We start from the raw sequence: 22,322 nt of genomic DNA on the forward strand, positions 1-22,322 counted from the left end.
CCGGCACGGGGCGCCGGGTGGAGGAGGGCCGATGGGGACGGCCGGTTTTCACGGTACGCGACGGCGCCGGTACCCGGGTAGGTCCGGCCGTCCCCTCCGCCTCCGCGCACGTGCCACGGCCGGTCCGGGGGCGGGTTAGAGTCTTGGCCGGAACACAGGAGGTCCTCGGTTGCTTTACGGCGCAATGAAGCTGTCCATCGGCGGGACGCTGCGGCTCGCCTTCCGCCCGTGGGTGGAGGGGCTGGAGAACATCCCCGCGGAGGGGCCGGCGATCCTGGCGAGCAACCACCTCTCCTTCTCGGACTCCTTCTTCCTCCCCGCCATGCTGGACCGGAAGGTCACCTTCATCGCCAAGGCGGAGTACTTCACCTCGCCGGGGGTCAAGGGCAAGCTCACGGCGGCCTTCTTCAAGGGCGTCGGGCAGCTCCCGGTGGACCGTTCCGGCGGGCGCGCGGCCGGTGAGGCCGCCGTCCGCAGCGGCGCCGGGGTGGTCGAGCGCGGGGAGCTGTTCGGCATCTACCCCGAGGGCACCCGCTCGCCCGACGGCCGCCTCTACCGCGGCAAGCCGGGCGTGGCCCGGGTGGCCCTCGCCACCGGGGCCCCGGTGATACCCGTGGCCATGATCGACACCGAGAAGATCCAGCCGCCCGGCAAGGTCGTGCCCAAGCTGATGCGCCCGGGGATCCGCATCGGCAAGCCGCTGGACTTCAGCCGCTACCACGGCATGGAGGGCGACCGCTTCATCCTCCGGTCGGTCACGGACGAGATCATGTACGAGATCATGAAGCTGTCCGGCCAGGAGTACGTCGACATCTACGCCACCGTCGCCAAACGGCAGCTCACCGAGGAAGCCAAGCGCCGGAAAGAGGACGAGAAGGCGCAGGAGAAGGCGCAGGAGAAGGCGGGGGAGAAGGACCGGGAGCCGGCCGGTGGCGAGCGGGCGCCGGGAGCCCGGGGAGCCCAGGGAGCCCAGGGAGCCCGGGGAGCCCGGGAAGAAGGAGAAGACGCCGGGGCGTGACGCGTCCGGGGCGAGGGGGTGGGGGATGGCACCGGGTACGCGGTCGTGGCGCGGCCTGGCGGGCGGTGTGAAGGCACCGGCCACCGAAGCGGCCACCGGGGCGGCCACCGGGGCGGCCACCGGGGCAGGCGCCGCGGCGAGGTCCGGCGCCGGTGGCGCGGGAGCGTCCGGTGAGCCGTCCCGGCGGGGACGGATGTCCGTGGAGCAGCCGCTCTGGCGGGCGCTGACCGGCTACCGGGTACTGACCATGGGCTACGCCGTCGCCCTCTTCGTCCACGCCCGTGACGCGTACGTCCATCCCCTCGGCGCCGCCGCCTATCTGGCGTTCCTGGCCGCCTGGACGCTGGGGACCGTACGGAAGGTGGCCTCCGCGGAGCGCTGCACCCCGCGGTTCCTGGCCGCCGATCTGGCCGTCGCCGTCACCGGGATCCTGCTGACCCCGGTCGTGGACACGGCCGCGCGCATCGCCGCGGGCGGCCCCACTCTGCCGTCGATCTGGACCGCCGGCGCGGTCCTCGGCTTCGCCCTCAAGGGCGGCTGGCGCTGGGCCGCCGTGGCCTCCGCGGTGGTGGGGCTCGCCAATCTCGCCGAGCGCGGCGCCCTCGTCCAGGATCTCGTCCACAACGTGCTGCTGGTGTGGATCGCCAGCGTCGCCGTGGGATACGTGGTGGAGGTCGCCCGGGCCAGTGAACGGACCCTGGCCCGCGCCCTGGAGGTGGACGCCGCCACCCGCGAGCGGGAACGGCTCGCCCGCGACATCCACGACAGTGTGCTCCAGGTGCTCGCCATGGTGCAGCGGCGCGGCGCGGAGGTCGGCGGGGAGGCGGCCGAGCTGGGCCGGCTGGCGGGGGAGCAGGAGATCGCACTCCGCACGCTGGTGGCGGGCGGTCCCGCCGCCGGGGCGCGGCGCCCGGCCGTGACCCTCGCCGGGCGGCCGGGCGGCGGGGCGGAGGGCGCCGGCGGCGCGGAGGGCGCGGCCCCGCATCGCCCGAACGGCACCGACGGCACCGGCGGCCCCGACGGCGTCCCCGGGCCGTGCCTCCCCGGGCAGGACGCGGGCGGCGATCCGGACGCGGTCTGCGATCTGCGCTCCCTGCTGGCCCCGTACGCCGGTTCCCGGGTCTCCTTCGCCGAGCCCGGCGCGCCCGTCCCGCTGGCGTCGCACGCGGCGGCGGAACTGGCCGCGGCCGTCGGCGCCGCGCTGGACAACGTGGCACGGCACGCGGGTGACGGGGCGCGGGCCTGGATCCTGCTGGAGGACGAGCCGGACGCGGTGGTCGTCACCGTCCGGGACGACGGCCCGGGCATCCCGGAGGGGCGGCTGGCGGCCGCCGCCCGGGAGGGGCGCCTCGGGGTGGCCCTCTCCATCCGGGGGCGGCTGCGGGAACTGGGCGGCAGCGCGGAGCTGCTGTCGGTGCCCGGCCAGGGCACGGAGGTCGAGTTGCGGGTGCCGCGCGGCGGCGCGGGGGAGGGTGTGCACGATGCCGGGTGAGGACACCGGGACGGCGGGAGCGGCCGGAAGGGCGGGTGCGCCGGGTCCACCGGGACCGCCGGATACGCCGGGCGCACCGCCGGGCGCGGGCGCGGCGGGGCAGCCGGCGGCCACGGACGCGGACGCGGCCGGTCCCGCGGGGGCGGCGCCGACGACGGTGATGGTGGTCGACGACCACCCGATGTGGCGGGACGCGGTCGCCCGCGATCTGGCGGCCGCCGGGTACGCGGTGGTGGCCACCGCCGGGGACGGCCCCCAGGCCGTGCGGCGGGCCCGTGCCACCACGCCCGACGTGCTGGTCCTGGATCTCAACCTGCCCGGCCTGCCGGGGGCCGAGGTCTGCCGGGAGCTGGTCGGGGCCCTGCCCGGGCTGCGGGTGCTGGTGCTCTCCGCGAGCGGTGAGCACGCCGATGTGCTGGAGGCCGTCAAGTCCGGCGCCACCGGCTATCTGCTGAAGTCCGCCGGGGCCGGTGAACTGCTGGACGCCGTGGCGCGGACGGCCGCCGGGGACCCCGTGTTCACCCCGGGCCTGGCCGGTCTCGTGCTCGGCGAGTACCGCCGGCTGGCGTCGGACCCGCCGCCCGCGGCGGCGGACACCCCGGACACGCCGCGGCTGACGGAGCGGGAGACCGAGGTGCTGCGGCTGGTCGCCAAGGGCCTGTCCTACAAGCAGATCGCCGAGCGGCTGGTGATCTCCCACCGCACCGTGCAGAACCACGTCCAGAACACCCTGGGCAAGCTCCAGCTCCACAACCGGGTGGAACTCGTCCGCTACGCCATCGAGCGCGGGCTGGACGACGGCTGACGCGACGTCACCGTCCGTCCCCCGCCGTCCGGGTGAAAGGCCCATCCGCCACCTCGGGAAAGGACGGAATCCCCCGGTTGCTCCCGTTCCCCTGTGATCTCGGTCACCACTACCGTGAACGGTAATGGCGCGACTACGGAGAATGATCACGAAGGGAAGATCCCATGCGGGTCGGAGTACTGACCGGTGGCGGTGACTGCCCCGGGCTGAACGCGGTGATCCGGGGCGTCGTCCGCAAAGGCGTCCAGGAGTACGGCTTCGAGTTCGTCGGGTTCCGCGACGGCTGGCGCGGGCCCCTGGAGGCCGACACCGTCCCCCTCGACATCCCGGCGGTCCGCGGCATCCTGCCGCGCGGCGGCACCGTCCTCGGCTCCTCGCGGACCAACCCCCTCAAGGTGGAGCACGGCATCCGCCGGATCAAGGAGAACCTGGCCAAGCTGGAGGTGGACGCCCTCATCGCGATCGGCGGCGAGGACACCCTCGGAGTGGCCGCCCGGCTGTCCGACGAGTACGGCGTCCGGTGCGTCGGCGTCCCCAAGACCATCGACAACGACCTCTCCGCCACCGACTACACCTTCGGCTTCGACACCGCCGTCAACATCGCCACCGAGGCCATCGACCGGCTGCACACCACCGCCGAGTCCCACATGCGGGTGCTGGTGGTGGAGGTGATGGGGCGGCACGCGGGCTGGATCGCCCTCCACTCCGGGCTCGCCGGGGGAGCCAACGCCATCCTCATCCCCGAGCAGCGGTTCGACGTGGAGAAGGTGTGCGCCTGGGTCGAGTCCCGCTTCAAGATCCGCTACGCCCCGATCGTGGTGGTCTCCGAGGGGGCGATGCCGGTCGACGGCGACATGGTCCTCAAGGACGGCTCCCTGGACGCCTTCGGGCACGTGCGGCTCTCCGGCGTCGGTGAGTGGCTCGCCAAGGAGATCGAGACCCGCACCGGACAGGAGGCGCGCACCACCGTCCTCGGCCACGTCCAGCGCGGCGGCACACCCAGCGCCTTCGACCGCTGGCTCGCCACCCGCTTCGGGCTGCACGCGATCGAGGCCGTCAAGGAGGGCGCCTTCGGCACGATGGTCGCCCTGCGCGGGACGGACATCGTGCGGGTGCCGATCCACGAGGCGACGGCCCGGCTCAAGACGGTCAGCCCGGAGCTCTACGCCGAGGCGGGCGTCTTCTTCGGCTGAGCCGGCCTGCCCTGCCCTGGCCCTGCCTTGCCCGCCGCGGCCCCACCCGTCTCCGGTGGGGCCGCGGCGGTGCCCCGGCGGGATCACCCCGTCTCCCGGCGCGCCCGCCCGCCGTGCGTCCCGCGGCGCGCGGGCGCCCGCGGACGGCTCCGGTGGCTCCCCGGCTTCCACGGCTCCCGAGGGTGCCCTCCGGCCGGGCGGCACCCCGGACCGGCTTGGCCCGCCCGTGGGGTGGTGCTGGTCCGACCGGGTTGACGACGGCGCGTGGCGCCCCGTGCCCCTCCCCGGGGCGGCGATGAATCCCGGTGTCAGCACCCGTACCGCGACACACCGGGACCTTCCATGCGTCATCTCCGTACCCTCCTCGTCCTGCTCGGGACGATGCTCGCGCTCGGCGCCGGTTCCACGGCGACCGCGCTGCCCCTCCAGCCGTCCCGCGCGGCCGCCCCGGCGCAGCCGGGGGCCGTGCACCACCCCCGCCCGCCGTCCTGCCCCACCACGGACCGCACCCCGGCGACCAACCGCCCGCCGGCCCCGCCGCTCAACCGCTACTACCTCGGCGACTGGCGCCTCGGCCCCAAGAACCTCCCGCAGCACGGCCCCCTGGCCCGGATGCTCCGCGGCTACGAGCGGCTGGACGGCTACACCCCCGCCTCCTTCCTCGCCTGCTACTGGAACGACGCCACCGCCGGCTGGTGGTACCCGTCCCCCGACGGCTGGGTCCTCATCAACGGGGTGCCGCTGAAGGTCCAGGTCGAGCTGGAGCCCGGCCAGAAGGTCGACCTCTTCGGCAGCGGCTTCGGCAACTTCCTCGCCCCGGCCGGCACCCCGTTCGCGCAGCGGGCGCTGCCGCCCAGCAACCTCAACACCCTCGACCCGGCCTATCCGTTCGGGTACCACCTCTACGAGGTCGTGGAGCCGTTCACGGTCGAGGCGGGCCCGGCGCGCGCCTGGTTCGGCCAGCCCGGCGGCGGTATCCAGTACCGCACCGCGCAGACGATCCCCCAGCTCGTCACCGCGGGCAAGCTGAAGACGCTCAACTGACGCCCGGCCGGCCGCAGGCGGGACGCCCCGAGGAAAGGACGGCAGCGTGGACCGACGGGAACTGGTCCGCACCCTCCGTGAGGAGCGGGTGCCGGACGCCTTCTACGACATCCCGGGCGTGCACGACATCCCGTTCCAGTCGGACGCGTACTTCTTCCTGCGGCCCGCGCCGGAGGGCTGGGCGGTCGGCCTGCGCCAGCGTTCCGAGGACCAGGACGTGCGCCTGTTCCCCGCCGAGGACGCGGCCTGCCGCGACCTGCTGGGGCGGCTGACCACGCTGCCCTCCCCGCCCCCGGACGGGACGTCGCGCGCCGAGGAGGTCCTCGCGGACGCGGACGAGATCCAGCGCCGCGCCCGCGAGGACGTCGAGCGGGAACTGCGCCGCCGGGGTCCCGGGACGGAGTGAGCCCGGCCACCCCGGCGCCCTCCGGCCCTCCGCCGGCACCGGCCACCGGCCGGCACCGGCCGCCGCCGCGGCACATCCGGCGGGGGCGCGCCCCGCACCGGCGGTCCGCGCCCCCGCCGGATGTGCGCGCGGCGGGCGGCCGGCCACCCGGTGGTTCACGGGCGCAGCGGCAACACCATCACCAGCCGCGAGGTGCCCGGGCCGAAGTAGTTCTCCCGGTGGTCCAGGTGGGTGAAGCCCAGGGAGGCGTACAGCTCGACCGCCGCGGTGTTCGCCGGTTCCACCGTCAGCCGGACCTCCCCGACGCCGTCCGCCCGCAGCCGGCGCAGCGCCTCCGCCATCAGCTGCCGCCCGAAGCCGCGGCCCCGCGACCGCCGGTCGATGCCCAGCCCCAGGATCCAGCTCCGGTTCCGGTCCGCCTGGGTGCCCACCAGGACGTAGCCCAGCAGCTCCCCCTCGTCCTCGCTGTCGAGGACCAGCAGATGCTCCCCGTGCACGTCGTAGAGCTGGCGCAGGACGAAGAAGGGGTAGGCGTGTTCGGCGAAGACGTCCTCGTCCAGCCGGGCGAGCCGGGGCAGATCCCCCTCGGCGATCGGTCTCACCCGCGGCGGGCGGCCCCGCGGAGCCAGGGAGAGCGCCGAGACGGCGGACAGCGGTAATCGATCTCCGGAAAGAGCAGTCATGCGCCACTTCCTGATGAAGGGGACGGGATGACGCGACGTCACCCGTAGGGGTGGGACGGGCCGAACGGCGTGCGCCGGTCCTCCGGGATTTCCGGTGACGGCGGTTCAGACCAGCATTCCCCTCCCGAACAGGACGTTCAAGGCCGGAACGGGCCAGACGCCCTATTCGCACCGGCGCGCCCCCCGTGCTCCGGCGGCCGCATTCCGTGCTTCCGCCCACCCCGTGCGGTGCTTCACCGGACCGTGCGGAAAGGGGTTCCGCGGCCCGGTTCTCCCGTACTCTTGGGAGATGGTTCTGAGTGTGAGTGATCCCGGGCATATGCCGACCCGGGGCAATGGTGACACCGACTGGAACGCGTTCGACTCGAACGCCTACGTCGACCACAACTACCGGGCCCTGCGCCCCGACGACGAGCAGATCCTGCGGGTCGTCCGGGATTTCTTCCGGAACCATTTCGACCGCCACCCGTCCGGGCCCGTGCCCGGTATCGACGTGGGCTCCGGGGCCAACCTCTACCCGGCGCTCGCCCTCCTCCCCTGGTGCTCGGAGATCACCCTCTTCGAGCGGGCCGCCACCAACGTCCGGTGGCTGGAGCGCCAGACCCCGGGCTACGAGGCCAACTGGGACGCCTTCTGGGACGTCCTGAAGGAGAAGGAGCCCTACGCCTCCGTGGCGGACCCCCGGGCCCGGCTGCGGCCGGCCGCCCGCGTCAAGCAGGGCAACCTCTTCGACCTCCCGGTGGGCCGCTGGGGAGCGGGCACCATGTTCTTCGTGGCGGAGTCGATGACCACCTCCCACGACGAATTCCGGGAGGGCGTGCGCCGTTTCGCCGAGTGCCTGACGCCGGGCGCGCCCTTCGCGGCGGCGTTCATGGCGGGCTCCACCGGCTACCGCGTCGGCACGGAACTCTTCCCGGCCTGCAGCGTGACGGGCGAACAGGTGCGGGACGCCCTCGACCCGTTCACGGAATCCGAGGTGGAGATCACCCACATCGGGATTCCCGGCGGATACTCCCTGCGGGAGGGATACGAGGGAATGGTCGTCGCCTGCGGGCGGCGCGACCGCGCGTAGGAACACCACGCACGGAACGGCACACGGGAAACAGGAATCCGGGATCCGGAAGAACGCACACCGGCCCGCTTTTCCGGCACTGTCCGGGGGCGGGCCTCTCCGAGGGGTATGGGGGATGCAGATCAAGCCGCGCCAGCAATTGCTGGACATCTGGCGGGCCATCGCGCGTCATTCGTTCGCGGACGGCGCATGGGACTGGGGGGAGGCCGGGGGCCGCAGCAGCGTCGCGGACGCCGAGCGCCTGCTCTGCCTCCTGTACCCGGCCACCGAGATCCCGGCGTTCCGGCTGGACGATCCGGACACGACGGACCGTGACGTCCAGGACGCCCTCAGCCGGGCGGGCAGCCGGCTGGAGGTCCCGGCGAAACTCGTCACGGTGCTCACGGAGTTCATGCGCACCCACACCGCGGAGGACAAGCGGCCGAGCTTCGCGGGCGGCCACTACTACTTCGCCCGGGACACCGCCGACGAACTCAGCCAGGAACAGCGGGACCTGGGAGTGGTGGACTCCTTCTCGCTCTCGATCACGCTCTCCCTGGCCACCCTGGGCTTTCTCAAGATCTATATGAGCAAGCCCCGGAAGGCGGAGACCCAGGCGCTGGCCGACGAACTCAAGGTCGCCACGGAGAAACGCCTCACCGCCTCCATGGTGAGCCTCCTCCGCTCCTTCACCGTCAACGCCTTCGACGCGGAGTCCCCCCAGGGCCGCACCCTCTGCCGGCTGCTCGGGCAGGGACAGGTCTCCGACCGCATCGTCGCCCAGCAGTTCCAGCGCCGTTTCAAATCCCTCCGCGCCACCATCCGGGACAGCATCTCCCTCGGTGTCGACGTCGCCGAGGGGCTGAGCGACGAGAACCAGCTCTTCGAATGCGGCTGGGCCTGGGGCCTGGTCAAGGACGCCCCGCCGGTGCGGACCAGCGAGGAGATCGGCCCGCAGCCCGACGGGGTGGCCAAGCAGGTCCCCTATCTGTACTTCACCGTCGTCGCCCTCGACGGCATCCAGGACCTCTTCTCCGACCGGACCCTCACCCTGGGCCTGCTCAACACCGAACAGCAGCGCCTCGCCGAGGCGTTACGCCTCCGGTGGGAGATCACCCAGCAGTACTGGTCGGGCATCGCCCGCTTCGGCGACGGCACCTGGCCGCTGGAGGACATCCCCTGGCGCACCACCGGCCAGCGCCTGGAGTCGGAGTACTTCTCCCTCTCCGTCGCCGCCATCCTCGTCCACGACCTGGTGCGCCGCCGCGCCACCGACGACGACCTGACCCGCACCGTCGGCGTCATGGAGCGTCTCGCCGAGCGCGGCCGGATCACCAGCCGCCCCGTGGTGGACGACCGGGCCGTCGAACTCCACAACCCCGGCGTGGTGCTGCCCCTCCAGGGCAGTGACGCCCTCGGCCCGCCGATGCAGTGGCGGATGCCGGACTTCTCCGCCCAGCTCCTCAAGCGCACGATCCAGCTCTGCGCGCTCTCCCGCTCCATCTCCTCCCACGACCGGCTGCTGCGCCTCGCGGAGCGGATCTTCGACCACATCTGGGCCCGCCGGGTCCGGGGCGGCGACACCGCCGGCCTCTGGGACAACGTCCACGCCGTCTACCCGGATTCGCCACCGCGCGACTGGCCGCTCTCCTGGAGCGTCACCGAGCGCGTCACCGAGTGCATGGTGGCCGCCCGGCAGCTCTACACCCAGCCGCCGATCCGCAGTTCCCAGCTCACCGTCGTCGCCCGGGACCTGCTCAGCGAGGCCACCCATCTGCTCGGCAACGAGCAGCTCGAACCCACCTCCACCGCCGAGGGGTCGCGCGGCATGGCGCTCAAGGGCGTCGAGGTGAAACTCCAGCGGGCCCGCCAGGTGCTCGACGAACAGCCGGGCACCTCCTGCGCCCTGACGCTGGACGTGCTCGGCCAGCTCGACGCCCTGGCCCTGGCCCGGCGTACCGCCTCCCGGGGAGTGTGACCGGTGATCGTCTTCGCGGCCTCCGACAAAGGAGGCACCGGCCGCTCCGTCACCAGCGCGAACCTGGCCTACCGCCGGGCCCTCGCCGGGGACGACGTCTGCTACCTCGACTTCGACTTCGGCTCGCCCACCGCCGCCGCCGTCTTCGACGTGCCCGGCGCGGTCCGGGGCGTCGCGGAGGGGGGCCTCCACTCCCACCTCCAGGGCCGGAACACCGAGCCCGTCCGGATCGACGTCTGGGCGGAGACGGAGCACGAGGTGCTGCGCCACCGGCCCGCCGGCGCCGGCAGCCTCGTGCTGCTGCCCGGGGACCGCAGCGGCGGCGAGTTCACCGTGGGCCGGGAGGCCCTGCGCCGCTGCGTGGACCTCTTCCTGCGGCTGAACGGCGAGTTCGACGTCGTCGTGGTCGACCTCAGCGCCGGCCGCAGCTACGCGATCGACCTCGCCCTGGAGGCCACCTCGCGGCCCGAGATGCGGTCGGTCCCGGCCCGCTGGCTGGTCTACCACCGCTGGACCCGGCAGCACGTCATCGCGGCCGCCGGGCTGGTCTTCGGCGGCCGCGGCATCGTCGCCGGCGGTGTCGCCCGGGGGCACGACGAGGAGCGGCTGCGGGGCGCCATCCGGTTCGTCCGGGCCGCGGTGCCCGACCCCGAGTCCCCGCTCTGGTCCCAGGTGCCGCCCGCCCAGTCGGCCTGGATGCGCAAGTGCGACCAGGACCTCGAGGTCCTCGCCGCGGACCTGGACATCGGCTACACCCGGCTGCTGGGCTCCGTCCCGCTGGAACCCGTCCTCCAGTGGCGTGAGCAGCTCATCACCGACGAGGACGTCCTCGCCAGCCGCATCGCCAACCAGGAGACGCTTCAGGCGCTGGAGGAGCTCGCCGAGCGGCTCACCGGGGACGAGCCCTGGGGGCAGCCGTGACGGACGCGGTCTTCCGGGAGACGGCGGCCGAGCACCGCACCCAGTCGCTGCCGCTCTCCCATCTCTCCCTGGAGGTCGGCCACCTCTACATGGAGGACTTCGAGGCCGGCCCCGAGCGGCTGCGGGAGCACTTCACGCTGGTCCGCCCCTGGGTGGACGCCGTCCGCGCCGCCGCCCCGGCCGGCAGCGGGAAGCGGCCGCGGATCTCCACCTGCTTCCTCGTCGACGACTACTTCAGCCGCTTCTCCACACCCGCCGAGCTGGTCCCCATGCTGCTGGCGGAGGCCGAGCGGTGCGGGCTGACCATCGACTACCTGGCCCGGGAGTCGGCCTGCGCCGTCGCGGACGGGGTACAGCTCGCCGAGTCCGTGGAGCACCGGCTGGTGGAGTCCCCGCCACCGGGCAGCGACGGCTCCCGCCCGCCGGTCAAGGAGATCGGCTGGCTCGCCAACGGGGAGCGCACCCCCGGGGTGGAACGGCTGGAGGCGATGGCGAACGACCTGCCGTCCTGGCGCCCGCCCACCGAGACGGCCGCCCGCCGCCACTCCGTCTTCATGGACGTGGAGCTGTGGGACGACCGCGAGCAGCGCCGCACGTGGTCCTGCCCGTTCCTCGCCGCGGTCTGGCAGCTCGCCCGGCTGGGGCTGCTGCGCCACAACGGGGAGGCGGTGCTGGTGCCGCGGCCCGCGCCCGAGGGGTCCTTCCCCCGCGACTGGGACGACCTGGCGCCGCTGACCCGGCTCAACCCGGCGGCGCAGCCCTTCGCGGCCTACCGGACGTGCTCGGTACTGCCCTCGCGGTTCCTGCCGGTGGAGCACGCGGTCCGGGTGATCCTCGGCCAGGTCGAGGTCGACCCGCGGGCGCTGCACCAGGTCGCGGAGCGCTCCGGGCGGGAGGGCGTCCCCGTCCCCGAGGCGGTCGCCGACCGGGTCGCCCATGTCTTCTACGCGGGGGGCTGAGATGCGGGTTCCGGGGGACCCCGCCGCCGCGGTGCTGCTCTGCGGGGAGATCCGCACCTGCCTCCTCCAGACGGGCCGGTCGCTGCCCGCGTCCGCCGCGCGGGACCTGCTGCGGCTCCGCGCCGGGGAGCGGGTGCGCGTCTCCGAGCGGCCCAATCTCCACGTCGTCTCGCCGGACCTGCTCACCGGTGTGGACTGCCGGCTGCCCACGGGCACCGGGGCGAGGATCCGGGCCGTCGGCACCGTCACCGCCCGCGCGGTGCTCACCGAGGGCCGGGTGCTCCAGGCCACGGCCCGCTTCGGCTGCCCCGGCGGCGGGCCCGACACGCGCCGCCCGTGGGGGAGTTACCTGGTGCGGCCGGGGGTGGTGGAGCCGCTGGGGCGGCTGCCGGTGCGCGCCGTCGCCGACGGCGTCCTCGCCGACGTCCGCCGCCCCGGCGAGCTGGACCTGGGCGCCGTCGCCGAGCGGCTCCTCGGCGAGGTGCAGCGCCACCCGCTGCTGGACCAGCGTGTCCCGTTCAAGTCCCGGCGCACCCGGCTGCGCTGGGCCGCGCTGCGCGCCCCGGACGGCGAGGGGCCGTCGCTGGGGCGTTTCACGCTCGCCGAGGACGGGCTGCGCACGGTGGAGCTGCGGCTGCCGGAGGGCACCGACCCGGCCGCCTGCGCGTCGCTCTGTGAGGACCTGGCCCTGCACGACTGGCTGCTCACGACCCTCGTCCGGCTGGTCGAGCGCAGCCGCCTGGGATCGGCGGACGGGCACGAGGCCGTGATGGCGCTCCGCCCGGCCGTGGACCACCTGCTGCACCTGTGGATGCCGAGAGCACGAGTGGACACGACCCTGGCCCCGCTGTGGGAGGTGCTCGAGCGGGAGCCCGGATTCACCCGGCAGTGGGGGACGCTGGTCCAGCGCATCAGGGACCAGCTCGCCCTCCAGGCCATTCCGTTGCTGCGCGAGGCCCTCACGGCACGCTGACGGGGGTTCGGGGTCCGCGCAGACCCGACCGGGGGAGTTGGACGACTGATGACCACGACGACCACGAGAACCCAGGGGCCGCCGGCCGGCGCACCGGCCGGGCTCGGCCCCCCGCAGCAGCACGGCGTACCGCCGTTCCTGCTGAAGACGCTGATCACCGCCGTCGTCGGCGGGTTCACCTACGCGCTCACCAACGCCACCGAACAGCCCGAGGTCTGGAAGCTCACCGCCTCCATCTTCCTCGGCGGCGCGGCGATGATCATCCAGTACATGATCGACTTCGAGCGGCGGCTCGGCGCGGTGGAGCACAGCCTCACCGTGCACAACGGCGAGATGAAGGAGCTGGTCGCGGAGGGCTTCGCCAAGATCAACCAGGCCACCGAGCTGTTCGGCCTGGTGGAGGGGTCCGCGCTGCGCGCCGACGGGGTGACCCGCCTGGTGCGCAACGCGACGGCCGTCGGCTCCGAGGGCCCGGACATCATGAAGGCGTTCGCGCAGGCGGAGGTGCACCGCCTGGCCACGCTGATGGCCGACCTCAACCAGAAGCACGCCGACTACGACGGGGAGGACCACGACTGGATCGTGACGCTCACCCAGTGCGCGACCGCCACCATCGACGCCACCAGCACCTCCGTGGACGACGACTTCTGGCCCACCGAGCTGGGCCAGCGGTACCTGCGTGCCCAGCGGGACGCCATCCGCGAGCACGGGGTGCGCATCCGCCGGCTGTTCATCGTCAACACCCCGCGGGAGGTCGACGAGGAGCTGTTGCAGGTGGTGGAGCACCAGAAGGGCCTCGGTATCGAGGTGCGGGTGCTGGCGCTGTCGGAACTGCCGCCGACGGCCGGGATCGACACCACCAACGACTTCATCGTCTTCGACGGCGAGCTGTCCTACGAGGTCGAGCCCGACCTGACGGGGATCAACGCCAAGACGACCCTGGAGCTGCGCGAGGACCGGGTGGCGCGGCGCGTCCGGCGGTTCAAGGAGCTGTGGCGGGCCGGGGAGGAGGAGCCGGACGCCGACCCGGACCCCGGGGACTGACCGCCGGGCACGGGAGGCACCGGCCGCTCCCGGGCCCGGTGCGGCGCCCGGTGCGGCGCGGCGCGCGGCGGGGCAGGGCGGGAGCGGCGCTGTGCGGTGTTGTGTTGTGCGGTGTCTGCGGTGGTGTGCGGTGCTGCTGTCCCTTGTGGTGCTGTGCGGTGCGGGCAGGTGAGCGCGCCCGGGACCACCTCGCCTTCCGGCGGGGGTCCCGGGCGCGCTCACCGGTGGCCCGGCGGCGACGAGGTGCCGCCGGGCGGGGGTGTCACCGGAGGGGGAGGGTCAGGGTGGAGCCGGTGCCGACCTGGAGGGTGGCGGGGGCGTTGCCGATGGCGTTCCACACCTCGGCGCGGACGGTGCCGCCCCGCAGGTCGCCCAGGGTTCCGGAGGAGGAGTGCAGCCCGGAGCGGGCGGCGGTGTAGTCCTCGTAGCCGGTGACCGGGTCGGTGGCGAAGTAGCGGTAGGTCTCGACGCGGTCGAAGCTGCCGTCGCCGGTCAGGTCGTAGGAGACGCGGAGCTGCGGGCCGAGGCCGACCTTGGTGCCCGCGTCCACCTTGAGAACGAATCCGGTGGTCCGGCCCGCCACCAGGGTGCCGTTGACGTTCCGCACCTCGTACACCAGCGGCTTGTACGGCTTGCCGTCGTGGTTGGCCCCGTCGGCGGACGGGATGGTGTCGGTGGCCGTGGCGCCGCCCTGGGTGGACAGGACACCGTTCGGGCGCAGGTGGAAGGTGTCACCGGTGGCCGGCGGGTCGGTGGGGTCCCCCGGGCCGGGCCCGGGGGTGACCGTGCCGTTCGACGAGGCCGTGGAGCGGGCCGGCACCTGGAGCGTGGCGCCGTCGGAGAAGGTCACCGTGCGGGCCGTGTCGGCGTAGTTGTGCGCGGTGTAGGTGCGGGTGGAGCCCTTGGTGAAGACGGCGGCGGTGGGGCTGTCCGCGGTCACCGAGGTGTCCGGGGCGCCGATGGCGTCCAGGGTGGCGATCCAGTGGTAGGTGTGCGCCTTGCTCTCCCCGTCCTCCGGGGTGTACGAGCCGCCCGTGGCGTCCCAGGCGGCCTTGGCCTTCCCCGGGTCGGCGAGCGCCTGGAACTCCCAGAGGATGTCCCGCCACTCCTGGGCCGGGCCGCCGTTCTCCCGTTCCATCTCGGCGATGGACCGCCGGATGGCGTCCTTCTCGCGGGCCAGGTGGAGGGAGCCGCCGGTCACGGGGAGGACGTTGATGCCGTGGATCTCCTCCGGGTTGGCGGTCCACCAGGTGGAGTAGGCCGCGCCGCTGCCCCACACCATGCCGGTGATGTCATGGCCGAAGTCGCGGGGGTAGACCTGCTCGTCGGCGTCGAACCAGTACTGGGCGATCGCTTCCGACTCGGTGGTCAGCAGATGGACGCCGAGGTCGCGCAGGGAGGTGTCGCCGGTCGCCGCGCCCCACAGCACCAGCCCGGCGCTGAGGTTGACCGACTCCGAGGAGGACTCCTGGTTGTTGCCCGCCGCGAAGCCCGCGTGGCCGGCGGCCCAGCTGTGCCCGGCGTAGACGTCGAAGCCGCGCAGGAAGGGGAACATCGCGTCGCTGCGGCTGGGGTTGGCGGTGTCCCGGACCAGCATCTTCACCATGCCGCCCCAGGCGGAGTCGGCGGCCCACCCGCGGTCGTACTGGGCGACGATCGCGGCCGCCATCACGTAGTAGCCGTAGTGGAAGTGGTGGTCGTTCAGTTCCTTGTCACTGCCGTAGGAGGCGGGGTAGCCGGTGAGGGTGCGCCAGTCCCGGTCGTAGGAGAACTCGGCGTCGCCGCCGACGGTGAACCACGCCTCCAGCCGCCCCTTGATCAGGCCGAGGAGCTTGTCCCGGACGGCGGTCTCGCCGAGCTGGTCGGCGATGGGGACGAGCTGGGCCAGCTTGCCCAGGGCCTTGCCCGTCCAGTACGTGTCCCGGGCGCCGCTGAACGGGTCGGCGGAGTTCGCCACCTCGTTGAGATAGCCGGTGAGCCGCGCCTTGTCCGGGCCGGAGGTCCGCGGCAGGCCCGGCAGCACGCCGGTCACCTTCTGCGCGGTGGTGAAGGACTTCCCCTCCCGCACCTTCATCGTGCCGCGCGGCGAGGTATAGGTGTACGAGGTCAGCGCGTCGGTGGTGTGCAGCCACTGGTGGCGGTAGAGCGCCTGGAGGGTGCCGGTCTCGGTGCCCTCCTTGGCGGTGGTGGTGAGGGCGTAGGTGGCGCGCGTGGTGCCGGCCCGCTCGTCGTAGGCCCAGGTCGCCGTGGAGCCGGTGACGAAGCTGAACGCGTACTTCCGGTAGGTGGCGAGGGCGCCGGTGGAGGGCAGCACGGCCACCGAGAAGTAGTCCTTGGAGCCGAGCCCGGCTCGGATGTCGCTGCCGGAGACCGTCCAGTCGCTGCCGGTGGGCGCGAACAGCGCGTAGTGGTGGCCGGCGACCGTGATGCCCAGGACGTTGCCGTCGTCGGCGAAGACCTGCGGCGTGCTCGCGGTGGAGATCTTCGCGGCGCCGCCACTGCCCTGCGCGTAGACGAAGGGCAGGCCGTGGCCGAGGGTGGCGCGGAAGGTGCGGGCGCCGTCGGACCACTGCGGGGTGACGGTCCAGTCGCTCCAGTCGTGGGCCTTGGCGTCGGGGGAGTTGAGCCCGTCGAGCCCGACCGTCAGGTCCCGGCGGTGCGGGAACTCGTACTGGCGGCCGTCGCCGACGATCGCCGAGGCGGTGGGGTAGCCGACCTCCAGCCCGCCGGAGACCGCCTTGTAGGTGAGGGGGTGGCCGTACAGGTTCTCGGAGTACGGGTTGTCCGGGTAGCGCTGGAAGGCCAGGGAGGACCACCAGTCGTTGGTGGGCACCGGCCGGTTCGCGGCGGCGGAGGTCACCTTGGGCTTGACGGGGGCGCCGGCGTTGTTCTCCGGCCCGGCCGCGCCGGCCGGGCGGGTGTCGCTGTAGCCGCCGCGCCCGACGGGGACGGTGGCCGCGGCGGCGCCGGGCGCGGTGAGCGCCACGAGGCCGGTCGCGGTCAGGGCGGCGGCGGTGGTGAGGGCTGAGAGTCTTCGGAGGGTGCGCATGGGGGAGACTCCTTCTGAGAGCGCTCTCAAGGGGGTGGGGTCACCGTAGGGACCCGCCCGTACACCGTCAATAGTTGAAGTGGCCCTCGGCGGCGCGGAGTTGCGCCCCTTAGAGATGTGGAGCCCGGGCGGTCCCCCGCGCGGGCGGACGGGCCCGGAAAGCGGCACCCGGAGGCAACCGGTGGTTCCAGCGGGGTTGAATTCATGCCATGTCCCTACGTGTCCCCGTTGCCACGCCGTTCCGTTCGGACTCCGAAGCCGTCTTCCAGGCCACCACGGCACCGCTGCTCGTCCTCGACACCGATCTGGTGATCCGGGACGTCAACCAGGCCTATGAGACCGCCACCTTCCGTGAACGGAAGGAACTGATCGGCCGGTACATGTTCGAGGCGTTCCCCGACAACCCGAACGATCCCGGCGCGAACGGCGTCCTCAATCTGCGGGCCTCGCTCCGGCGCGTCCTGGAGCGGGGGACCCCCGACACCATGGACGTCCAGAAGTACGACATCCCCTTCCCTGACCATCCCACCGGCTGGCGCGAGAAGTACTGGTGCCCGGTGAACAGCCCGGTGTTCACCGGGGACGGCGAGATCGGCGTGCTGCTGCACCACGTCGAGGACGTCACCGGCCTGCGGGAGCTGCCGGCCCTCGTCGAGCACGCCTACCGCCGCACCGACACCCCGACCGCGCGCACCCACACCGTCGGCGCCCAGCGCCGCTACGCGGAACACCTGGCGCGCCAGGAGCGGGAAGCCGCCCGCCTCGCGGACCTGGAGAAGGAGGTCGGCCAGCTCCGCGAGGCGCTGACCTCCCGCGCGGTGATCGACCAGGCCATCGGCATCGTCCAGGCCGAGCGGCGCTGCTCCCCGGAGGACGCCTTCCAGCTTCTCGTCACCGTCTCGCAGCGCACGCAGGTCAAGGTCCGGGACATCGCGGCGGCCCTGGTCCGCCGCGCCGGGGACGCCCTGCCGGGGCCGCTCCTGCCGAACGAGGTCTGAAGGCGGGGCGAGGAGGGCGGGGCCGGACGGTTTCCGGTGCCGGTGCCGGTGCCGGTGCCCGGGTTCGGTCAGAGACCGGCGCCGGCGGCGGTGACGAATGTCGTGAAGGCGGCGGGGGAGAGGGTGAGCGCGGGTCCGTCCGGATTCTTGGAATCCCGGACGGCGACGACGCCGGGGGCCTCGGTGACTTCTATGCATTCACCGCCGGTGCTTCCGCTGTGGCTGGACTTGCGCCAAGGAGTGCCGCTCAGGGCGGCCACTTCCACGCACTCGCCGCCGGTGCTGCTGCTGTAGGTGGACTTGTGCCAGGTGAAGCCCCCGAGGGGGGCCACTTCTATGCACTCGCCGCCTGTGTCGCTGCTGTGGCTGGACTTGCGCCAGGTGAGGCCGTCGAGGGGGGCGGCTTCGAGGCAGTCTCCGCCCGTGCTACTGCTGTAACTGGACTTTCGCCACTGCGCGTGAGTCAGGTCAGGCTTGATCTTTCCCATATCGATCCTCCATCACTTCGGCGATCAGCTCCGCCGAGTCTTCGAGCGAGAGGGCGGCGGCTTGCAGCAGATCGTAGCGGTGTGAACGCAGGGAGACGTCAAGGGAGTTGAAGCTGACATTTCCCGGGCCGTAGTCCTCGGTGTAGGCGATGTTCGGGAGTTTCTCGAAATGGAGGACATTGAACGACCCGGGCAAGCCGGCGTGTGCGCCTGCGATGAAGGGCAGCACTTGAACGTGGATGCGCGGATGCTTGCGGTAACCCAACAGCCGAGCCAGTTGGTTTCGCATGATTGGCCCTCCTCCGATGGCCTGGTGCAGTACTCCTTCTCCGATGATCATCCAGAGAAAGGGCGCGTTCTCGTTATGGAGGATCCGCTGCCGCTCCATTCGGCCGGCTACCAGTTCGTCGAGGTTGCCCGGTCGGTCCGCCTCCAGCACGGCCCGCGCGTAGTCCTCGGTCTGGAGCAGGCCGTGCACCAACTGGACCTGGAACGTGTAGATGGCCGTGGCCTTCGCCTCCAGGTCGGCGTAGGGCCGGAACCAGCCCGGCAGGGCGCTTCGGCTCACCAGCGGCCAGATGCGCAGCAGGGCCCCGTCCGCTCCCAGTGCCGCGTCGGCGCGTTCCGTGAAGGTGCGGGTCGGGGGTTTCTTCGCCGTCTCGATCTGGCCGACGAGGGAGCCCGTGCAGTAGATGATGTCGCCGACCTGTTTCTGGGTGAGGCCGGCGGCCTCCCGCAGGCGGCGCAGTTCGGAGCCGTAGTAGGCCAGGGCGGACGAGCCCGGGTCGAGGTCGCGGACGTGGGCCACGGGGTTCCCCCTTGTGGGTCGCTGCTCAACACCGCCAACGATGTGGCACGTTGTGCTGGATCTGTGGCCGAGAGTAGCGAGAGCCGGGCAGGCTCCGGGGTGTGAAACCGACATCTCCACCTCCTCGGGTCGCCGGCGTGACCGTGCGCGGCACCGGCGCGTACCGCCCCTGGTGCCACCACCCCGAGCGCTACAGCGCCCCGCTGACCGTCACCGACGGCGTGCCCCGTCTGGTGCGCCGCGTCGTCCGCGCCTGCCTCGACCTGTGGGGCGCCCCCGGGCTGGCCGACGCGGCGGAGCTGGCCGCCACCGAGCTGATCGCGAACGTCGCCCGGCACGTCCCGGACCGGCGGTGCCTCCTCACCGTCGAGCGGCGGCTTCCCGCCGGGGTGCGCGTCGAGGTGCGGGACGGCGCGCCCGCGCTGCCCCCGCCGCCCCGCGCGGCGGGACCGGAGGAGGAGTCCGGGCGGGGGCTCGCCCTCGTCGCGCTGATCACCGACGCCTGGGGGGTGCTCCCGCATCCGGAGGGCGGCAAGACGGTCTGGTTCGAACTCGCCGCGGAGTCACCCCCGGGCGGGGAAGGCCGGCGGAACGTATGACCCCGGTTGTGGGGAGGACGTGGAGTCCGTCTCAGATTCCGGGCGCGCGCCGGGACGGGCGGCGGGGCGGCGTAGGGTTGACGCCGTGACCGTGAACGCTGAATCCCCAGCCGGTGCCGACAACACCTGGAGCGACCTGCCCGCGGCGCAGCAGCCCGAATGGCCCGACCCCGAGGCTCTGCGCGAGGTGACCGCCGAGCTCGAGTCCTATCCTCCGCTGGTCTTCGCCGGTGAGTGCGACCAGCTGCGGGACCAGCTCGGCGCGGTCGCCCGGGGCGAGGCGTTCCTGCTCCAGGGCGGCGACTGCGCCGAGGCGTTCGACGCCGTCGGGGCCGACCAGATCCGCAACAAGCTGAAGACCCTCCTCCAGATGGGGGCGGTCCTCACCTACGCCGGCTCCGTGCCGGTGGTGAAGGTGGGCCGGATCGCCGGCCAGTACAGCAAGCCGCGGTCGAAGTCGACCGAGACGCGGGACGGCGTGACGCTCCCCACCTACCGCGGCGACTCCGTCAACGGCTTCGACTTCACCGAGGCGGCCCGCGTCCCGGACCCGCAGCGGCTGAAGCGGATGTACCACGCGTCCGCCGCGACGCTGAACCTCGTCCGCGCCTTCACCACGGGCGGCTACGCCGACCTGCGCCAGGTGCACGCCTGGAACCAGGACTTCGTGAAGTCCTCGCCGTCCGGGCAGCGCTACGAGGCGCTGGCCCGCGAGATCGACCGGGCGCTCAACTTCATGAACGCCTGCGGGGCGGACCCGGAGGAGTTCAAGACCGTCGAGTTCTACTCCTCGCACGAGGCGCTGATCCTCGACTACGAGTCGGCGATGACCCGTACCGACTCCCGGACGGGGCGGCTCTACGACGTCTCCGCGCACATGGTCTGGATCGGTGAGCGGACCCGGCAGCTCGACGGGGCGCACATCGAGTTCGCCGCGCGGGTGCGGAACCCGGTCGGGGTGAAGCTCGGCCCGACCACCACGGCGGAGGACGCCCTCGCGCTGATCGACCGGCTCGACCCGGACCGTGAGCCGGGCCGGCTGACCTTCATCACCCGTATGGGCGCGGACAAGGTGCGCGACCGGCTGCCGGAGCTGGTGGAGAAGGTCACCGCCTCGGGCGCCCGCGTCGTGTGGACCTGTGACCCGATGCACGGCAACACCTTCGAGGCGGCCTCGGGCCACAAGACCCGCCGCTTCGACGACGTGCTGGACGAGGTCAAGGGCTTCTTCGAGGTCCACAAGGGCCTGGGCACCCACCCGGGCGGCATCCACGTCGAGCTGACCGGGGACGACGTCACCGAGTGCGTCGGCGGCGGCCACGAGATCTTCGTGGACGATCTCCACCAGCGGTACGAGACGGCCTGCGACCCGCGGCTCAACCGCAGCCAGTCGCTGGACCTGGCCTTCTTGGTCGCGGAGATGTACCGGGACCAGTGAGCGGACACCGGGCCGCCGGTCCGGCCGGACCGGTGACGGCCTGAGCGGGCCGTGCGGAGGCCCTGAGTATCGCCCGTGGGGCGCGGATCACACCGATCCGCGCCCCTCGTGCGTTGCGCCGCCCGGAGGCGAAGGTAAGGTTAGGTTTACCTGACTTCCCGGGCTCCGGGTCCGCTTCGGTGCGGTCCCGCGCCCGGGCGGCGGGACCGCACGGCCGGCCGTCCGCCGGTCCCGACCGCCTGCCCCACCGACCCGCGACGAGGTGAACCGCGTGTACGTCTGCTCTTGCTTCGGGATCACCGAGCGGCAGGTGCGTGAGCACGCGGCCTCCGGGGCCTGCACCCCGCGCCGGATCGCCTCGGCCTGCAAGGCGGGCACCGACTGCGGCGGCTGCGTCCGCCGCATCCAGGCGCTGCTCGGCCGCGGGACCGGGGCGGAGGCCGCTGCGGGCGCGGGCGCGGGGGCGGCGGGAGGCGGGGCGCCCGGTGTCTCCGCGCCCGGAGTCGCGCCGGGAGCCACGGACGGGGCGGCCGGTGGGCCCGCCGCCGGTGGCGGTGTCCGCCGGCCGGTGCCCGTCGCCGCGGTGCTCCTGGCCGCGCAGCTCGCGCAGGAGACCCGGTCCCGGTCCGGGCCTCAGCCCGTGCTCGCCTCCCCGCGCTCCTCCGCCGGCTCGATCAGCTGGGCCAGGTAGAGCGGTTCCGTCAGCTTCTCGATCAGGTCGAGCTGGGTGTCCAGGTAGTCGATGTGGTTCTCCTCGTCGGCGAGGATCCGCTCGAAGATGTTGGCCGAGGTGATGTCGCCCTTGGCGCGCATGACCTCGATGCCGCGCCGCAGCCGGTCGATGGCCTCCACCTCCACCTCCCGGTCGGCGCGGAACATCTCGCCGATGGTCTCGCCGACCCGGACGTGGAAGAGCCGCTGGTAGTTGGGCAGCCCTTCGAGGAAGAGGATGCGGTCGGTCAGCACCTCGGCGTGGCGCATCTCGTCGAAGGACTCGGAGCGGGTGTAGGCGGCGAGCTTCACCCAGCCGTTGTGCTCCTGCTTCTTGGCGTGCAGGAAGTACTGGTTGGTGGCGGTCAGCTCGGCGGTGAGCTGCTCGTTGAGGATCTCGATGATCTCGGGGTCGCCCTGCATCGGTGTGGCTCCTTCGGTGGGATCGGCCGGCGTCGGGCGCCGGGGGAGGGCGGGCCGGGGCGGGTACGTCGGGCCCGGCGCGCGGGTGCGGACCGGGGCGGGGCCGTGGGGCGTCCGCCGGGTGGCCGCGCCCCCGCCCGCTCGGGCATTCTGACCCAGTTGACCCCGCTTGAGCGGTATTCGACGGATTTCGGCCCATGCCGGTCTCCCCCGGTCACACGTTCCGTAGGAGGTCTGTCAC

The 22,322-nt window shown here is 73.0% G+C and carries 20 protein-coding genes and 1 pseudogene; 16 read left to right on the forward strand and 5 right to left on the reverse strand.

Annotated elements, in window-relative coordinates:
• Positions 1 to 184 precede the first annotated feature (184 nt).
• The 6 genes from HCK00_RS17855 to HCK00_RS17880 all read left to right on the forward strand — a co-directional run bounded on the left by HCK00_RS17855 (position 185) and on the right by HCK00_RS17880 (position 5,958).
• On the forward strand, positions 185 to 1,018 hold the full coding sequence (locus HCK00_RS17855; RefSeq protein ID WP_168103099.1) for a lysophospholipid acyltransferase family protein: 834 nt from the start codon (positions 185 to 187) through the stop codon (positions 1,016 to 1,018).
• Between the two features lie 193 nt (positions 1,019 to 1,211).
• Entirely contained in the window at positions 1,212 to 2,510 is a 1,299-nt protein-coding gene (gene macS / locus HCK00_RS17860) for a MacS family sensor histidine kinase (RefSeq protein WP_168102988.1), read from the forward strand.
• 160 nt (positions 2,511 to 2,670) lie between these two features.
• Complete coding sequence (locus HCK00_RS17865) at positions 2,671 to 3,315, forward strand: response regulator (RefSeq protein ID WP_168102989.1); 645 nt, start codon at positions 2,671 to 2,673, stop codon at positions 3,313 to 3,315.
• A gap of 164 nt (positions 3,316 to 3,479) precedes the next feature.
• Positions 3,480 to 4,508, forward strand: a complete 1,029-nt coding sequence (locus tag HCK00_RS17870) for a 6-phosphofructokinase (protein ID WP_168102990.1) — start codon at positions 3,480 to 3,482, stop codon at positions 4,506 to 4,508.
• Between the two features lie 342 nt (positions 4,509 to 4,850).
• Complete coding sequence (locus tag HCK00_RS17875; protein ID WP_168102991.1) at positions 4,851 to 5,552, forward strand: glycohydrolase toxin TNT-related protein; 702 nt, start codon at positions 4,851 to 4,853, stop codon at positions 5,550 to 5,552.
• A gap of 46 nt (positions 5,553 to 5,598) precedes the next feature.
• Positions 5,599 to 5,958: a hypothetical protein gene (locus HCK00_RS17880; RefSeq protein ID WP_168102992.1), complete on the forward strand. Its 360-nt coding sequence runs from the start codon at positions 5,599 to 5,601 to the stop codon at positions 5,956 to 5,958.
• Positions 5,959 to 6,113: 155 nt separating this feature from the next.
• Here the strand turns inward: HCK00_RS17880 and HCK00_RS17885 are convergent, their stop codons facing one another.
• Positions 6,114 to 6,641: a GNAT family N-acetyltransferase gene (locus tag HCK00_RS17885; RefSeq protein ID WP_206320532.1), complete on the reverse strand. Its 528-nt coding sequence runs from the start codon at positions 6,639 to 6,641 to the stop codon at positions 6,114 to 6,116.
• Positions 6,642 to 6,930: 289 nt separating this feature from the next.
• Between HCK00_RS17885 and HCK00_RS17890 the strand changes: the two genes are divergently transcribed.
• From HCK00_RS17890 to HCK00_RS17915, 6 genes are all read left to right on the forward strand, one after another.
• Positions 6,931 to 7,713: an SCO2525 family SAM-dependent methyltransferase gene (locus tag HCK00_RS17890; RefSeq protein ID WP_240965658.1), complete on the forward strand. Its 783-nt coding sequence runs from the start codon at positions 6,931 to 6,933 to the stop codon at positions 7,711 to 7,713.
• A gap of 115 nt (positions 7,714 to 7,828) precedes the next feature.
• Positions 7,829 to 9,670: an SCO2524 family protein gene (locus HCK00_RS17895; RefSeq protein WP_168102993.1), complete on the forward strand. Its 1,842-nt coding sequence runs from the start codon at positions 7,829 to 7,831 to the stop codon at positions 9,668 to 9,670.
• Positions 9,671 to 9,673: 3 nt separating this feature from the next.
• A complete protein-coding gene (locus HCK00_RS17900) occupies positions 9,674 to 10,591 on the forward strand; it encodes an SCO2523 family variant P-loop protein (protein ID WP_168102994.1) in 918 nt (305 codons plus the stop codon).
• The gene (locus HCK00_RS17905; RefSeq protein WP_168102995.1) at positions 10,588 to 11,550 is read left to right on the forward strand and encodes an SCO2522 family protein; all 963 of its coding nucleotides are present in this window, start codon (positions 10,588 to 10,590) and stop codon (positions 11,548 to 11,550) included. Before HCK00_RS17900 ends, HCK00_RS17905 begins: the two co-directional genes overlap by 4 nt.
• A gap of 1 nt (position 11,551) precedes the next feature.
• The gene (locus tag HCK00_RS17910; protein ID WP_168102996.1) at positions 11,552 to 12,523 is read left to right on the forward strand and encodes an SCO2521 family protein; all 972 of its coding nucleotides are present in this window, start codon (positions 11,552 to 11,554) and stop codon (positions 12,521 to 12,523) included.
• 48 nt (positions 12,524 to 12,571) lie between these two features.
• Positions 12,572 to 13,567 (forward strand): DUF6879 family protein, encoded by a 996-nt coding sequence (locus HCK00_RS17915; RefSeq protein ID WP_168102997.1) that lies wholly within the window; start codon positions 12,572 to 12,574, stop codon positions 13,565 to 13,567.
• Positions 13,568 to 13,829: 262 nt separating this feature from the next.
• On the opposite strand, the gene HCK00_RS17920 is transcribed toward HCK00_RS17915, so the two are convergent.
• Complete coding sequence (locus HCK00_RS17920; protein ID WP_168102998.1) at positions 13,830 to 16,616, reverse strand: glycosyl hydrolase; 2,787 nt, start codon at positions 16,614 to 16,616, stop codon at positions 13,830 to 13,832.
• A gap of 209 nt (positions 16,617 to 16,825) precedes the next feature.
• On the opposite strand from HCK00_RS17920, the gene HCK00_RS17925 reads away from it, so the two are divergent.
• Positions 16,826 to 17,614 carry an ANTAR domain-containing protein gene (locus tag HCK00_RS17925; RefSeq protein WP_168102999.1) on the forward strand — a complete coding sequence of 263 codons (789 nt, stop codon included), beginning with the start codon at positions 16,826 to 16,828 and terminating at the stop codon, positions 17,612 to 17,614.
• 68 nt (positions 17,615 to 17,682) lie between these two features.
• Here the strand turns inward: HCK00_RS17925 and HCK00_RS17930 are convergent, their stop codons facing one another.
• Complete coding sequence (locus HCK00_RS17930; protein ID WP_168103000.1) at positions 17,683 to 18,102, reverse strand: DUF397 domain-containing protein; 420 nt, start codon at positions 18,100 to 18,102, stop codon at positions 17,683 to 17,685.
• On the reverse strand, positions 18,083 to 18,910 hold the full coding sequence (locus HCK00_RS17935) for a helix-turn-helix domain-containing protein (protein ID WP_168103001.1): 828 nt from the start codon (positions 18,908 to 18,910) through the stop codon (positions 18,083 to 18,085). The genes HCK00_RS17930 and HCK00_RS17935 overlap by 20 nt, the downstream gene beginning before the upstream one ends.
• A gap of 137 nt (positions 18,911 to 19,047) precedes the next feature.
• Between HCK00_RS17935 and HCK00_RS17940 the strand changes: the two genes are divergently transcribed.
• The 3 genes and pseudogenes from HCK00_RS17940 to HCK00_RS28750 form a co-directional block, all read left to right on the forward strand.
• Entirely contained in the window at positions 19,048 to 19,509 is a 462-nt protein-coding gene (locus HCK00_RS17940) for an ATP-binding protein (RefSeq protein WP_311765370.1), read from the forward strand.
• 85 nt (positions 19,510 to 19,594) lie between these two features.
• Positions 19,595 to 20,947 (forward strand): class II 3-deoxy-7-phosphoheptulonate synthase, encoded by a 1,353-nt coding sequence (locus tag HCK00_RS17945; RefSeq protein ID WP_168103002.1) that lies wholly within the window; start codon positions 19,595 to 19,597, stop codon positions 20,945 to 20,947.
• A gap of 271 nt (positions 20,948 to 21,218) precedes the next feature.
• Positions 21,219 to 21,375, forward strand: a pseudogene (locus HCK00_RS28750) ((2Fe-2S)-binding protein); the annotation flags it as partial.
• Between the two features lie 205 nt (positions 21,376 to 21,580).
• On the opposite strand, the gene bfr reads toward HCK00_RS28750, so the two are convergent.
• Positions 21,581 to 22,081: a bacterioferritin gene (gene bfr, locus HCK00_RS17955; protein ID WP_168103003.1), complete on the reverse strand. Its 501-nt coding sequence runs from the start codon at positions 22,079 to 22,081 to the stop codon at positions 21,581 to 21,583.
• Between the last annotated feature and the right edge of the window lie 241 nt (positions 22,082 to 22,322).

The sequence above is a fragment of the Streptomyces zingiberis genome (assembly GCF_012034935.1).
Classification (GTDB): Bacteria; Actinomycetota; Actinomycetes; order Streptomycetales; family Streptomycetaceae; genus Streptomyces; species Streptomyces zingiberis.